Raw genomic sequence first — 14,659 nt, 5'->3', positions numbered from 1 at the left:
GACGCCGCCCGGCTTGCAAAAACAGCCCGGCTTACTCCTGCCAGCCCGGCACCGGGCCCAGCGTCGGCTCGCGCGGCGTGATGTCGTGCAACAGCAGGTGCGATTTGCCGGCGAAATAATTGTGAAAGTCTTCCACGACGAGATTAAAGACCGGCTGTTTGCCATTCTCTTCCAGCTCGACTTTCTCGATCGGCACCGCGCCGGTGACCGTATGGATCAGCATCTCGGGCTGCAAATGGCTGGCATTCACCCAGCCTTGCCCGGCGACCCAGAAAGGGTGGCCGCCGCTGGCCACGATCGTCTCGTCGGGCAGCGTAATATGGATCAGCGGGGCGCGCGGCCGCACGGTCGTGCGCAGCACCGGCTTGTAGCACAGCTCTCCGGAAGCCGGATCCTGAGCCAGTACCCGGTCGCCGACCTGCATCTTGTCGACCGCCACCAGTCCCCGGTCGGTCCAAATCGGCGTGCCGGCGATCAAACAGGAACAGTGCGGCCTAGCCCTAGTTTCGAAACTGGGCAGCGCCCTTTCCTCAACGACATACGTCACATCCGTCTGCTTATCGCCCACGGGCACGATTTCGTTGACGTCGTTCCACCATTGCCACCAGGCGTGTGGATCGGCCGAGAGCGTCTGGCCGGTCACGTCGCGCAAGGTGTCGATGATGCGAGCGTTGGTGCGTTCGATCCGGCGGTTCTGAGCGTCGGCGGCGATCGATCGCCCGGCAGTTTCCGCACTACCCAAGGCGCTGGCGGCTAAAACACCATCGCTTCCCGCTCGGCGTCTACGGCCGTAGGCCGAATAGATGCGATAGACGTTGTCGAAGACCGCGACCTGTTTGCGGTCGGCGCCTTCATAGGCGAAGGCCTGCTGGAATAACAACCGGCCGTAGCGGTCGGAGGTGATGGTCGTTTGCGTCGCGCCTGGCACCACCAGCGATGCCAACATGGCCGGCACAAAATGGTCCCTGGGCAGCGTCTTCAGCTTCGCACGGGCGGCGTCGGTGGTGTCCGACGACTCGCTGAACGCGGCCAGGCGCGCCAAGGCAATCGAGGCTTCGGGCCGTTTCATGGCGGCCAACGCGTCGGCCACCGCCGCCCCGGCGTCGTCGCTCGACGGGGCCAAGACGGTCTCCAACGCCACAATGGCCGATGGATCGCGGATGGCCCTGACGTGTTCCATGGCCAGGTCGCGCACTCGGCCGGCCGGACCCTCGAGCGCCGCGCGGAACTTCTCGACCTTCGGCAGCCAGTGCTTCAGATCGGCGACCGCCTGCTTGCCCCGCGCGGCAGCCTGGCGGGCCTCGCGAGGCAGCATCCACACGCCGCCGACGTGGACCATGCCCAGCCGCTCTCGCAGGTCCGTTCGGTTGGGTTCAAAATCCAAAACACGCAGCAAATGGGCGCGTTCCTGCTCTTTCAGGCTGTGCTGACGGCACCAGTTCGCCAGCTTCAACTGACCTTCGGCGGTATCGGGAGCCTGGTCGCGCAGCCGCCGATACTCGACGACCTTTTCGTTCTTCGCGTCGCCTTCGGGCAGGGAATCGAATTTCATCCACTTTCCGTCCTGCTCGACATAGCCCGCCGCCCATCGCGCCGGCGAATAATCGGGCGCCGACTCGATGACCTTGGCGAGTTGCTGATCGCGTGAGGCGGCACCGCCTTTCGGTTCCGCCGCCAGCGTCTTTTGCACCGCCGCCGCGGCGTGCGGATTCGGCTTGATGGCCGCCGACGCGGGAACCACGAGCAGCCAGAACGCCCCCGAAATCACGGCGATTGGCAGGCTCAAGAGTGCCAGAGAACAACGTGGGGCTTGCCAGGGTTTCCGGAAAGTCATAACGGGATCCTTGTGTCATGGGTTATCTGTCGCCGGCGGCTTTGCTTCCTTGAGCAGCCGAGCTTTCTCACGCTCGAAAGGAAACGGCACGTAGGTGCTGAATCGCGTCAAATGCGCCATTTCGGCCCGCAGGCGCGGACTGCTGGCGGCCGACTTCGACTTGAGCCGCTTGGCGTCGTAGGCCAAGCGTTTGGCGTCTTTTTGCAAGGACTTCTCTTTTTCCACCAGCTTGCCAACGTCGGCTTGATACTTGATCTGCGTCGTCCCGCGGGCCGCGAACAGTTCTTGTTCCTGCAGGTTCAACGACGTGACTTGCCCTTCCAGCGACGTCAGCTTCGTCACGAGGGGCGCGAGCAAAATCCGGATTTGGCGATTGTGCAATGCAGCGAATTGGCGTGCGGCCACCTTTTGCCAAGCGTGGAGGTGGAGGTTGCGCGTGGGGAGAAACAGCCCTTCGGGCATAAGCTGCGCCACTAGCGCCACCCGCTGGGCTTCGAGCGGCGCAATTTGTTGCAGCAGCGCGTCCCGTTGCTGGCCGACCTTCTTCAGTTGCTCGTCGATGTCGGCCACTTTCGCCTTGGCATCTTCGGCCCGCTTCGTTTCTTTGTCTTTGATCGACTGCTGCTTGTCGCCCAATTCCTGAGCGGCGCGGCCTACCGACTGCTTTTCGGCCTCGAGCTGCTGCGAGTTCGTCTGAAGCTCTTTCTCTTCTTTCTCCTCGTATGCCGCGCGGAGGGCGTCAAAACGATCGATCACCCCGGCCTTCGCCCGGTCGAACGCCGACCGCGACTTGTCGTCGAAGGCCGCCCGCAAACGTTTCTCGATCTGCTCCGCGTCGGCCGCAGGCACCTTTTGCGACCATGGTCCCGACAGGAACCCGCAGACCGACCCAAAGAACCCGGCGATCTCCACCTCGGACAGTCGTTCCGCCTCAGCCGCTTGATGGGCCGCCGCGTGGCTGGCAAGCTGCTCGATTTCGGTCAATGCTCGCGACCGTTCGCCCAACGTCAGGGCCAGCCAGATCTTGCCCCGCCAAACCGCAAAATCATCGGGGTGTTCCTCGCCCAGCTCCTGGATCAGCTTTGCCGCCTCGTGCAGTCGCTTTTGCTGAATCAGCGCGACTGCGTAGGCATACCGCAGCAGCCAATCGCTGCGACTGGCGGCGCGCAACGAGCGATAGTAATGTTCCGTCTCCTGCATGTGCTTGGCCGAGACTTCGCTCGCCAAAGTCAACAGCCGCTCGATCTGCGGCCGCAAATCGCCGCGCGCGTCGCCCTCCGCCGCACTCGCGGGGCAGGTCAGCGAGAGCACCGCGACCATCATCCACACATTTCGCATCGGTCATTCTCCGGCAGCCGAACCAAGTAATCGGAAGCCTCTCTCTGCCGGTCCGCGGCGGCGACGTGCTCCTCCGCGGCACGACGACGGTTACGCAAACCCTACGCCATTGGACGCGGGCAGCACCCCAAGATAACCAAAAGCTTAAGTTTGCGAATGACTTCCGTAAATACCACAGCCCCCGGACTTTCTCCTCGCGCGCCGTCAAATTGATGACGCTCTACTTCACGCGGCCGAGAATGAGACATTGGCGGTGGCTGGGGCAGAGCCTGGCCGGGTGGAGGCTGGCACTTCGTTCATCTCGGCGGCCAGGCGATGCCCCGGTGCGCCCAACCGGGGCATCACTTGGCCGCCACGCCGCTGAAGGGCGCCAGCCTGTAACTGGCCAAGCTCTGCCCCAGCCACCGCTTCTGCTCGCGGAAAAATGTCTCATTCTTGGCCGCGTGAAGTATAGCGACATTGACCGCCCTGCTCGATCCGCTACACTTCGCGGCTCACCGATGCGCCGAATCGTGCGCGCATCCGTTCCCGAACACGGCAGCGTATGGTTGCGCGAAAGCTATCGACTCGTGGCCGCGTGGCTGTTTTATGGGGGGCATCGCTGTTTGTGCTGTTGCAGGCCGCGCTGGCGATGGCCGCCGATTCGTTGCTGCCGGGCCTGCGATATCCTGAATATGGCCGAAAGCTGGCCCTGCTCAAGCGGCTCTATGCCGAGTGCGGCGGTCAGCCCGCCCTGGTGGCGCTGGGAACTTCGCGCACCGCTTTCGGCTTTTCGCCCGCTGCCGGCGGCGATTCAGCGAGGAACGACGCCGGCTGGCAGTTCAACTTGGCCCTGACCGGGCAGGGGCCGATTCAAGAACTCGTCTGCCTGCACCGCCTGCTGGCCGAGGGGATTCGGCCGCGACGGCTGTTGATCGAAATCCACCCGCCGCTTTTGCACCAGAACTTTCCCTTTTTCGAGCCGGGCCTGAGCGACGTCGCACGGCTCACTTGGGCCGATCTGGGCGTCGTCGCCCGATATGCCGACGGGCCGCGGCAACTTTATCTCGACTGGTTTCGCTCGCGATGCCTTCCGTGGCACGCGCACCGGCGGCATATCCTCGGCAGCCTCGCCCCCTGCCTGCTCACGGAACTGGAACGCACCGACCTGAACCTCACGCGGCAGACCGACGCCTGGGGCTGGTCGCAGTTCCCGGTGCGGCCGACCGACGAGGCCAATCGTCGGGCGATGGAAGAATGGAGCACCGGTCTTTACGTCGAATACCTCCGCGAGTTCGCCATCAGCGCCGCGCCGCGGCGGGCGATCATCGAGCTGCTCGACCTCTGCCGTCGCGAGCAGATCGAGCCGGCGCTGTTGCTGATGCCGGAGTGCGAGCGGTTCCGCCAAGGCTATCCCGCGCAGGCATTGACGATGCTCGAGCGGTGGCTCGACGAGTTGGAGCGCGAGCATGGTGTGGCGGTCTTCAACTGCCGCGAATGGTGCTCCGACGACCAGTTTTGCGACGGGCACCACATGCTGCCCGAAGGCGCCCAGCGGTTTTCGGCACGCTTGGAAGCCTCCGCGTTGCGACCCTGGCTCGCGTCGAAACCGCCCCGCCGCACGGCGATGAAGAATCATTCTACTTCACGCGGTCGGAATTGAGGTGTTGGCGGTGGCTGGCGCAGAAGCTGGGCCGGTGAAAACTTGGGCTTGCGGCGTCCTGGAAGTTATCCCAGTTTTGTACCGCAGTCGTAAGGTGGGGCAAGCGAGCTTGCGAGCGCCGGCCCACCGTGATGGACGTCGCTTTCTTGCTTGGGCGGGTAGGCATAGCCCAAGTATGGTGTCTTACGCGGTGCCCAACAAGAGTCATCTAGTTTTCTGAGGGGCGTCGGCTCGCGCTTGTTCTGCCTCTTCTCGAAGTGCCTCTTCTTCGTCCTTCAGCAGTTCCTCCACATCAATGTCCGTGCGTCTCTGAAACGATGGCCATTCTCCGGAAAACTTCGTGACCGCGATCGCGAGTCCGTTCCGCCAAACGTAGATCTTTTCGGTTCCTGGCAAGTTGCCCTTGCTCAAGCCCGATTCCAAGCAACCGAACGGTTGCAGGCGCGGCCATGCGGCACAAGCAACGGCCACGAGCAGCATCACTGCTAGGAGGGCCTTCACGCCGGACTGGAACTTGGGCAGCTTCATGCTGTTGGATGATAACGGCATAGCGCCCACGGGAAAATACCCATTTCAAAAATGACCCACTACCCCATGCCCAATTCATTTGTCTTGCGGGGGTCAGGGGTTATACTCGAAGGCTCCCAATTTTCGAGTTAAAAAGCCGTCCCGCTTAGCCACCCATCCCCATTTCCCGGTCGGAGTATTGAATGAACCCGCGGACCCTGTTTGTCGCAAGCTGCATTGCCCTGATTACGTCAGCCTTTACATTCATCATCCGCGGCGACATCCTGCCCGATTTGGGAGTGGCATTTGGGCAATCGAAAGAAGACTTAGGGTGGATCGCCAGCGGCGCGTTTTGGGGCATGGCGGCTTCGATGTTGTTGGGGGCGCCGCTCTGCGATCTGCTTGGCATGAAGCGCATCCTGTTTCTTGCCTTTTCTTGCCACATGCTCGGCGTACTGGGGACGATTTTCGCGCCTCATGGAGATTGGGCCTTTGGGGTGCTGTTCGGATCGACGTTCATAGCCGGGTGTGGCAACGGCCTCGTGGAAATCGCCATCAATCCTCTCGCGGCGACCTTGTTCCCGGACCGCAAGACGCACTATCTGAACGTTTTGCACGCCTGGTGGCCGGGCGGCCTCGTGCTGGGCGGGTTGGTTGCTCGATACCTGGGCAAAGGACTCGATTTGGGTTTCATCAAAATCGACGGACTCGGCTACGACTGGCAGGTGCTGATGGGATTGATCGCCGTGCCCGGCGTGATCTACTTTATCCTTTGCATGACGCAAAAGTTCCCGGAGACGGAACGCGTCGCGTCGGGCGTGTCGACCGGCGACATGTTCCGCGAGACGTTCCGGCCGATGTTTTTGCTGTGGGCATTTTGCATGTTGCTCACGGCCGCCACGGAGCTTGGTCCGCAGCAGTGGCAGGAGTCCGTGATCACGCGGATCACTCACGGCGGCTTCTCGGGCACGATGGTGCTGATCTATACGAGCATGCTCATGTTCTGCATGCGGCACTTCGCGGGTCCGCTGGCGCATGCTTTGTCGCCCGTCGGCATGCTGACGATCTCGGCCACCTTGTCCGGGATTGGGCTTTATCTGCTCAGCACGGCGACCACGCCCGCCACCGTTTTTGGATTTGCGACGATCTTTGGCCTGGGAATCGCCTATTTCTGGCCCACGATGCTGGGAGTCACTGCCGAACGGTTCCCTCGCGGCGGCGCCTGGCTGCTGGGATTGATGGGTTGCGTCGGCAATCTTTCCATCGCGGCCGTCCTTCCCGTCATGGGGTACATCTACGACCGCGAATCGGTGGCCGCGGTGCCGCCGACGCTAAAATCCGAAGCGGTGGTGGCTGAAGAATCGAACTGGGTGTTGCGTCTATCGGGGATTCCGACGACGGAGAAGATCGGTCCCGAAAAGATCAAGGTTTTGCCCGATGAAAAACAGGCGGAGCTCGCAAGCGCGGAGGCTCAGGGCGCGGCGATGGCATTCCGTTACGTCAGCATGTTGCCGTCGGTGCTCGTGGTAGTGTTCGGCCTGATTGCTTTGCGAGACAAGGCGCTGGGCGGCTACAAGCCCGAAATGCTCATCAGCCGCGAAGAAGAAGACGAGCTTTTCGCCGGCGGCGTGCAGGGAGCGGTGGAGTAACCGGCTCCCCGAATTGCGTCAGCCGGCCGCGGCAGGATAAACTTGGCGTTCAACCGTTTTTCTGGTTTGAACGGAGCCGGGCATGCCTATCGTTGTGGTTTGCGGTCACTGCCAATCGAGTTTCGGAGCCAAGGACGCCGATGCCGGCAAGCGCGGCAAATGCCCCAACTGCCGGGGCGATATCGTCGTTCCCTCCCCCGTAGCCGCGCCCCCGCCCCCAGCCGCGCGCCAAGCGACGGCATGTGCGGCGCCGGCGGCACCCCGGCAACCGGCGCAGGTCCGCAGCGCGCCGGCCCGCCCGGTTTCTGCCGCCGGCGCCCCACGGCCGTCGCCGGTCAGGCAAACAAATCAACCCGCAATCAGGCAGGCGCCGCCCATCGTGGAGGCAGAGGTCGTTAGTGCCGGCCCGTTCATTCTCGACTCCTTCCAAGGATCGATCGAACCGGTCAGCGTCGGCTTGGGTTATAAGCTGAGCGTGGCGCTGGTGCTGGTGTTCATGCTCCTGTTGCCGGTGGCCTACGTGGCCGTGATCGGCCTGGTCTGCCTGCTACTGGGCCTGCACGCCGTCCACGACACGGCCTTGCTGCACGCCGGCCGCGGCCGCGGGGCAGTCCTGGCGGTGATCCTCTATGCGGCGCCGCTGCTGGCCGGCGGCATCCTGGTGTTCTTCATGTTCAAGCCGCTGTTCGCCCGGCGGGTCAAACGCGGCAAGCCGCGCTCGCTCGACCGCAATCAAGAGCCGTTGTTGTTTGCCTTCGTCGACCGCGTGTGCGCAGTGGTCGGAGCACCTCGGCCGTCGCGGATCGATGTCGACTGCGACGTCAACGCCTCGGCCAGTTTTCGCCGCGGCCTGTTGAGCATGCTCGGCAACGATCTCGTACTGACGATCGGCCTGCCGCTGGTGGCCGGCCTGGACACGCGGCAGTTCGCGGGCGTGTTGGCCCACGAGTTCGGCCATTTCAGCCAGGGCGCCGGCATGCGCTTGAGCTACCTCGTGCGCAGCGTCAGCTTTTGGCTCACGCGCGTCGTCTATGAACGCGATGAGTGGGACGCGCGTCTCGTCGCCTGGTCGCAGGGCCTCGACATTCGCATCGGCATCATCTTCTTTATGGCCCGCCTCTTCGTCTGGCTGACGCGCAAGATACTGTGGATGCTGATGATGCTAGGGCACCTGATCAGCGGCATTCTGATGCGGGAGATGGAGTTCGACGCCGATTGCTACGAGGCGCGGCTGGCGGGCAGCGATTCCTTCGAGTCGTCGACGCGCCGCATGGCAATCCTCAATGCCGCCACGCAAGGCGCCTTCGCCGACCTGGGCGATTTTGCCCGCGAAGGACGGCTGGCCGACGATCTGCCGCGGCTGATCGTGGCCAACGTCGATCAAATCACGCCCGCCGGCCTGGAATCGATCAACAAGGCGGTCGACGAAGAAACGACCGGGCTGTTTTCGACGCACCCGGCGTCGCGCGACCGCATCGAGCGGGCGCAGGAGGAGCAGGCGCCCGGCATTTTCCACGTCGAGTTGCCCGCCGCCACGCTGTTCCGCGATTTCACGGCGCTTTCCAGAACCTGCACGTTCGACCTCTATCGTTCGTTGTTCGGCAAGGGATTCAAGCTCACCGACATGCACCCGGTGGAGCAGCTTTTGGCCAAGCAAGCACAGACGATCGACGACATCAAGTCGCTGAAGCGATACTTTCAAGGCACCTTCAGCCTGCTGCGGCCGTTGCGTCTGCCAGCCGCTTCGACGACCGAGGGCACCGGTGCCGGCGAGTTGGCCGCTCAGCTCAAGCAGGCCCGACAGGCGATGCTCGATCGGCTGCCCGCCCACAAGGCGGCGTTTCCCGAGTACGATCAGGCGGACACCGATTGGCTGGAGGCCGAGGCGGCCGACGCGCTGTTGACCGCGCAAATCCGCGTCAAGTCCGACGATTTCAAGCAGCGGCTTGTCGATCTCAACGCCACCCGGCAGGCGCGTGCGGCGTCCCGTGCGCGGTTGGAGCAGATTTCGCCGCAGCTTGCCCCGCTGGAGCAGTTAGCGGTCCGCCGGCTGTGGTGCGCGCTGGAACTGGTGCAGGTGGAGAAAGTGGCGGCCCGCATCCCTCAGGCTCAAGAACGCATCGAACACGGTCAGCGGGTCCGGGCGGCGGTGGCGGTGGCCGGGGCGCAAGTCGGCACCTGGCTCGCCTTGCGCAACCGCATGAGCGTGCTCCGGGCACTCTTTTCGCGCATGGAGGGCCAGCGCGAAAACGCCACGCTGCTCGGATCGCTGGAAAAAAACATCAGCTTGCTGGCGCGTCAGATTCGGCACTTGCAGTTCGAGCTGTCGCAGGTCCGTTACCCCTTCGATCACGCCAAAGGCGAACCCACGCTTTCCGAGTTTCTGCTTCCGCAACCTTTCTCGGACAACGACTGGAACGCGGTCTTGACGGCCGGTGGTACGATGTTGGACGGCTTCCCGACGCTTTATGCGAGGCTGTTCGGGCGATTGACTGCCTTGGCCGAAGACGTGGAATCGCTGCTTGGCTTGCCCCGTCTGGCCGAGCCCGAGCCCGAGGACGAGCGACAGCCGGCCGCCTAGGTGCCGCGGAACGACCGGCCTATCGCTCCGAAAGCCTGTTCACGCGCCGGCCGGCAAAAAGAGGTGGCGGCGATGGCTTGCCTGCCGCTGGCCGCTCTCTTATGCTGCTGGCTTGGCGGCACGTACAGGCGGCATTTGAGGATCTCGATAATGGCGACGAACGGCGAATTGAACCGCAAACTTCGCATGGCATTGGTGGGCGGCGGACAAGGCGCGTTTATCGGCCGCGTGCATTGCACGGCCGCCGTGCTCGACAACCGTGCCGCCCTGGTGGCCGGGGCGCTCTCCAGCGATCCGGCCAAGGCCAAAAGCTCGGCCCCCGATTACGATATCCCCGCCGCCCGTGCCTACGGCTCGTACCGGGAGCTGATCGAGTCGGAAAAAAAACTCCCCGCCGAGCAACGGATCGACTTTGTCTCGGTGGCCACGCCCAATTTCACGCACTACGAGATCGCCAAGGCGGCGGTCGAAGCCGGTTTCAACTGCATTTGCGACAAACCGCTGACCTTCGACCTGAAGCAGGCCGAAGACCTCGCCGGGGCGGTCGACCGGTCGGGCGTGGTGTTCGCCGTCTCGCACAACTACACCGGCTACCCGATGGTCCGGCAGGCCCGCGAGATGGTGCTGTCGGGCGACTTGGGCGAGATCAACGCCGTGCGCTCGAACTACATTCAAGGCTGGCTCCGCACGCGGATCGAAAAAGATTCGCAGAAGCAGGCTTCGTGGCGCACCGATCCGGCCAAGAGCGGCGCCGCCGGCTGCTTCGGCGACATCGGCACGCACGCCTACAACCTGGCCCGCTACATCAGCGGCCTGTTGCCCGACACGGTGAGCTGCCATCTGAAGATTTTCGCCGAAGGCCGCAAGCTGGACGACTACGGGCACGCCGTGATCCGCCTGGAAAACGGCGCCTTGTGTACCGTCACCGCTTCGCAGATCAGCCACGGCCGCGAGAACGACCTGTTCATCGAGGTCGACGGCACGAAGGGGGCGATCGAGTGGCGTCAGGAAGATCCGAACAAGCTCTTGGTGCGCCGCAACGGCCAGCCGTTGGCCGTTTACACTCGCAACCCCGGCGCGGCGTACATGACCGGCACGGCGGCCGCGTCCTGCCGGCTTCCCGGCGGGCATCCCGAAGCGTTCTTCGAAGCCTTCGCCAACGTCTACCGCAACGCCTTCGACAACATGGCGCTGCGTGCCACGGGCAATGACTTTGAGAAGATCGACACGATTTACCCGAACATCAACGATGGCGTGGAAGGGATGTTTTTCATTCAGCAGTGTGTGGCGAGCAGTGCCGAAAACGGGGCCTGGCTGCCGCTGAAGCACGCCCGTGCGCGTCGCTAGCTAGCAAGGGAATCGGTCGCTTGCCGGTGATCAACGGATCGTTGCCGCGCGGCGCTATGATGCTATCGATGGCTGCGCGCGGCGCTGCTCGCCGGCACGGCCTTCCCAACGGTTCTGATGAGGACGTAATGCAGGCGGCGCTGCTGAGTTTTTGCGAGCTGCTTAAGGCGGAGATCGATCTGCTGGCATGGCTCAAGGATAAGGAGTCGCTCGAACATTTCGAGCCCTGGTTCCGGATATTTGCCTTCAATCTCTCGAGCGCGGCAGCGCGAAACCTCCCCGTGTTTTGCCGCGGGTTGATCGCCAGATCGGTGATTCCTCGGGCTATGGATTGGGCCGGCGGCGCACTCGGAATCGTTTCGTCTGGCATGGCTGCGTTCTCTCAAAAAGCTCCGATTCTCGATCTCGCTTTGCATTATAGCAACTTCGTGCCCCAAACAGCGTCACTTCGTTCTTGTTTGCCGTCAGGCGCCGCAGGTAAAAGTCGTGTCCGCCTGCCTCCAGGTCCGCCTTGAGCGAGTCGATCTTGGAATACTCTCCCCGGCCGCGAAACTTGATCGTGACGCAGAAATGACGGCACCAACCGCGGGCCAGCCACCGCTCTGCCAGTTCAATGACGCGGGACGGAAAGGCGATCACGTCGCATAGCAGCCAATCGACCGGTTCCGCGGGTTGATAATGAAAGGCGTCTGCCTGCAGAAATGTCAAACGGTCGTTGTGCATCAGGTCGTCGCGCAGCGGACTGCGGTCGATGGCGACCACGTGCGCGCCCCGGCGAAGCGCCCAATAGGCCCAGCTTCCGGGGCTGCTTCCCAGATCGACGCACGTTTCCCCGGCCACAATCGGTCTGGCCAGACGCAACTCGACCTCGGCCAGCTTGGCGAAGGCCCGCGACGGCGCCTGCCGGTCGGCCGGCACCTCCACCACCCCGCCCGGAAACCGCGATACGCAGCGCCGCAAATCGTGCCATCGGTCGGGAGCGATCGCCGACCAGTAACCGACCGTGGAGGTTCGCAGGGCGAGCTGCAGCAGCCCTTCGTCGGGCAGGGCGAGCGGCTTGGGATCTCGATTCCACGTTCTCAGCAGCCGCCTCTGCTTTTTCCGCAAGAGGTCGGCGACGGCTTGTTCGATATAGCGACAACGGGCCGGCGTGACGTGCCGCTGGGTCGTCGGCACGCAAAAGACGTGCAGCCGCCAGGACCCATTGTAACCGTATAACCGCTCGATCAGCCATTGGACGGTCTTGGCGGCCCACTGCGATATCGACGGCGCCGAGACTTCCAGGGCGTCGGGCAGGCACTGCGCGGCGAAGGCGACGCAGGGCGTTTGTAGCCCGCTCACTCCGTGAGCGGAACGGCCTTCCAGCTTTTCGACGTTCCCGACAGCAAGATCCGGCCGGCCGGTGGCCCCTTCCGCTTGCGGAGCAAGCGGGCTACGGCACTCCACCCAGCCCGAAGCGGAAACCGATCGGACGGAATCAGGAAAAACGCGACCCAGCTCGTGGCTGAGCGGCTCTTCCCAATCGGGTTCACAGGCATAAACGTCGATTTGACACCCCCGCCAGCCCCTCTATAATTCCGTAACTTTGCAATAGGCCCTGAGCAGTGACTAGGAGACGATTCTAATGGCTGGCAATGTCGCGGAATTCACAGACAGCAGTTTTCAGTCGGACGTGCTTGATTCGGCCCAGCCGGTGCTCGTCGACTTTTGGGCGCCCTGGTGCGGCCCTTGCCGGATGATCGCCCCGGTCATCGAGGAACTGGCGGGCGAGTACGCCGGCTCGGTCAAGATAGGGAAGATCAACATCGACGAAAGCCCGGAAACGGCCCAGAAATTCGGCATCAGCAGCATTCCCACGCTCATGGTCTTCAAGGGCGGGCGGCCGGTCGATACCTTCGTCGGCGTCAAACCCAAGTCAGAATTGCAACGCGCTCTGGACGCAGTCAAGTAGGTCTTAGACCTTCAGTTAAACTTCTCCGTTGCCGCTGCCGATAGTAGTGACCGGCAAACTTTAACGATTGTGCGGCCCGGGTGGTTCGTTCCCGGCCAGGCCCGGAGAACCATGCCTCAAGTCCGCGATATCGCGCTCAACGAGCTGACCGAAGGCGGTAATTCCCTGGGCGTCGCCGCGACGCGCGTGGATGCGGCGCATTCGCTTGGCGACTCGCTGACCCGTTTGCCGCCGCTGGCCGAAATGCCGTTCGAGCAGGCCATCACCGACCTGGTGCGTGTCGAGGGCGCCGTCCAGCTTCAATTGCAGGCCGATCAGTTGGCCGCTCATCTCGACCGGCGGCGGCAGGAACTTGAACTCCGCGAAGCCCAACTCAACGCGCGGCAGGCCGGTTTCGAGCAGGAGCTGCGAGAGGCCCGCCTCTGGCTGGTCCAGCGAAACGACGAGCTGAATGAGCGCGAGGCGCGCCTCGACGCACACGAAGAAGGGTTCAGGGTTCAGGGTTCAGGGTTCAGGACGGAGGCTGGTGACACGTCTGTAGGGAACGCGCTGCGTGGCGTTCCGCAGGCTGAAGCTGCGGCTCCCGAAAGTGCGCCTTTTCGCGGAGCGAAAGGCGAAAAGGATGCCGCTTCCAGTTCCATCTCCCTCGCCGACCCCAAGCTTACGCTTTCAGAAGCGGTCTGGCAGCAGCGCCGAGAGGCCCTGATACGCATCAGCGAGGAGCTCGACCGACGCCGGCTGGATCTCGAAGAATTTCGCGAGGAAGTCTCGCTAATGCACGCAGAGGCATTAGAATTGCGTTCATCCGCGGAAGAGCTGCAGGCCCAGTTGTGCGGGTCGTTGGAAACGGCCGCCACCGACTCGGCACTGGCAGCCGTGCGGGAGCGGATGGCCCAGCGCTACCGGAATGAAGCAGCCTATTTGACGCGCCGTCGAAACGAATTAGAGTGGCTCAAGAAAGACTTGGCCGAGGAGCACGAGCGGCTGGAAAAGCGCTACGATGAAGTGAAAGCCTTCGTCGCGAAACAGGTGACGCTCACCCCAGCCACGAACCATGGTCCTGAACCCTGAACCCTGAACCCTGAACCCTACCCGTCCGACACAATTTTCGCTTTCTGGTGTTAAGAATACTTGCCGGTTTTCACGACCGGTGGTATAAGCACGCAGATCCGACTGTTTTAGGCCACGCCCGTGGCCGGCCGGACTGCACATTCTAGCCGAGGAGGGTTTCGTACCCCAATGAACCAATTCGACGCCGTTTCTTTCGCGGCCACTGCCTCTGGCGTCACGCTCGAGGAGCCTGAAGAGCCTCCAAGTTCTTGCCGTCGGCACCCCTTTTGGAAAGACGTTCCTCTCGAACTTTGGGAGGACTGGCGCTGGCAACGCCAAAACGCGATCCGCACCACTTCTCAGCTCGTGGAGCTCCTACCTCATGCTCCCGCCGACGTAAAAGCCCTCGAAGCCCTCGAGGCCCAGTACAAACTGGCCATCCCGCCCTACTACTTCTCTCTGATCGACGTCGACGACCCCCTCGACCCCATCCGGTTGCAGGCGGTCCCCTCGACGGCCGAAATGACGAGCGAATCGGGGCTGGAACTCGAAGATCCTCTCGAAGAGGACAAAGACTCGCCCGTGCCTGGCCTGACCCATCGCTATCCCGACCGGGTGCTGATGGTCACCACGCACGTCTGCACGATGTACTGCCGGTTCTGCACTCGTAAGAGAGTGACCATGGACCGCGACGGCTGGGATTTTTCCAGTCACAACGACCAGCGAATGGTGCAGTACCTCCGCGAGCACAAGGAAGTAC

At 63.0% G+C, this 14,659-nt stretch carries 11 protein-coding genes; 7 read left to right on the top strand and 4 right to left on the bottom strand.

All coding sequences use genetic code 11. The features are described from left to right. Positions 1 to 31: 31 nt before the first annotated feature. The gene (locus VNH11_18610; GenBank protein ID HVA48385.1) at positions 32 to 1,834 is read right to left on the bottom strand and encodes a polymorphic toxin-type HINT domain-containing protein; all 1,803 of its coding nucleotides are present in this window, start codon (positions 1,832 to 1,834) and stop codon (positions 32 to 34) included. Between the two features lie 15 nt (positions 1,835 to 1,849). Then, the gene (locus VNH11_18605) at positions 1,850 to 3,172 is read right to left on the bottom strand and encodes a tetratricopeptide repeat protein (protein HVA48384.1); all 1,323 of its coding nucleotides are present in this window, start codon (positions 3,170 to 3,172) and stop codon (positions 1,850 to 1,852) included. A gap of 577 nt (positions 3,173 to 3,749) precedes the next feature. Between VNH11_18605 and VNH11_18600 the strand changes: the two genes are divergently transcribed. Then, the gene (locus VNH11_18600; GenBank protein ID HVA48383.1) at positions 3,750 to 4,814 is read left to right on the top strand and encodes a hypothetical protein; all 1,065 of its coding nucleotides are present in this window, start codon (positions 3,750 to 3,752) and stop codon (positions 4,812 to 4,814) included. A 204-nt stretch (positions 4,815 to 5,018) separates the two neighbouring features. On the opposite strand, the gene VNH11_18595 is transcribed toward VNH11_18600, so the two are convergent. Then, the gene (locus VNH11_18595) at positions 5,019 to 5,342 is read right to left on the bottom strand and encodes a hypothetical protein (protein HVA48382.1); all 324 of its coding nucleotides are present in this window, start codon (positions 5,340 to 5,342) and stop codon (positions 5,019 to 5,021) included. A 182-nt stretch (positions 5,343 to 5,524) separates the two neighbouring features. On the opposite strand from VNH11_18595, the gene VNH11_18590 reads away from it, so the two are divergent. The 3 genes from VNH11_18590 to VNH11_18580 all read left to right on the top strand — a co-directional run bounded on the left by VNH11_18590 (position 5,525) and on the right by VNH11_18580 (position 10,898). Next, positions 5,525 to 6,970, top strand: a complete 1,446-nt coding sequence (locus VNH11_18590) for an MFS transporter (GenBank protein ID HVA48381.1) — start codon at positions 5,525 to 5,527, stop codon at positions 6,968 to 6,970. Positions 6,971 to 7,349: 379 nt separating this feature from the next. Beyond that, entirely contained in the window at positions 7,350 to 9,551 is a 2,202-nt protein-coding gene (locus VNH11_18585) for a M48 family metallopeptidase (protein HVA48380.1), read from the top strand. 150 nt (positions 9,552 to 9,701) lie between these two features. Further along, positions 9,702 to 10,898, top strand: a complete 1,197-nt coding sequence (locus tag VNH11_18580; protein HVA48379.1) for a Gfo/Idh/MocA family oxidoreductase — start codon at positions 9,702 to 9,704, stop codon at positions 10,896 to 10,898. A gap of 324 nt (positions 10,899 to 11,222) precedes the next feature. On the opposite strand, the gene VNH11_18575 is transcribed toward VNH11_18580, so the two are convergent. Then, on the bottom strand, positions 11,223 to 12,239 hold the full coding sequence (locus VNH11_18575; protein ID HVA48378.1) for an SAM-dependent methyltransferase: 1,017 nt from the start codon (positions 12,237 to 12,239) through the stop codon (positions 11,223 to 11,225). A gap of 283 nt (positions 12,240 to 12,522) precedes the next feature. On the opposite strand from VNH11_18575, the gene trxA reads away from it, so the two are divergent. The 3 genes from trxA to VNH11_18560 all read left to right on the top strand — a co-directional run. Then, positions 12,523 to 12,849, top strand: coding sequence for a thioredoxin (trxA, locus tag VNH11_18570; protein ID HVA48377.1), 327 nt, complete (start codon positions 12,523 to 12,525; stop codon positions 12,847 to 12,849). Between the two features lie 111 nt (positions 12,850 to 12,960). Beyond that, on the top strand, positions 12,961 to 13,920 hold the full coding sequence (locus VNH11_18565) for a hypothetical protein (GenBank protein ID HVA48376.1): 960 nt from the start codon (positions 12,961 to 12,963) through the stop codon (positions 13,918 to 13,920). Positions 13,921 to 14,265: 345 nt separating this feature from the next. Continuing rightward, positions 14,266 to 14,659, top strand: a 394-nt coding sequence (locus VNH11_18560) for a hypothetical protein (protein ID HVA48375.1), incomplete at its 3' end; no start/stop codon positions are given.

The sequence above is a fragment of the Pirellulales bacterium genome (assembly GCA_035533075.1).
Lineage (GTDB): Bacteria > Planctomycetota > Planctomycetia > Pirellulales > JAICIG01 > DASSFG01.
This window is presented reverse-complemented; position numbering and strand designations above follow the sequence as displayed.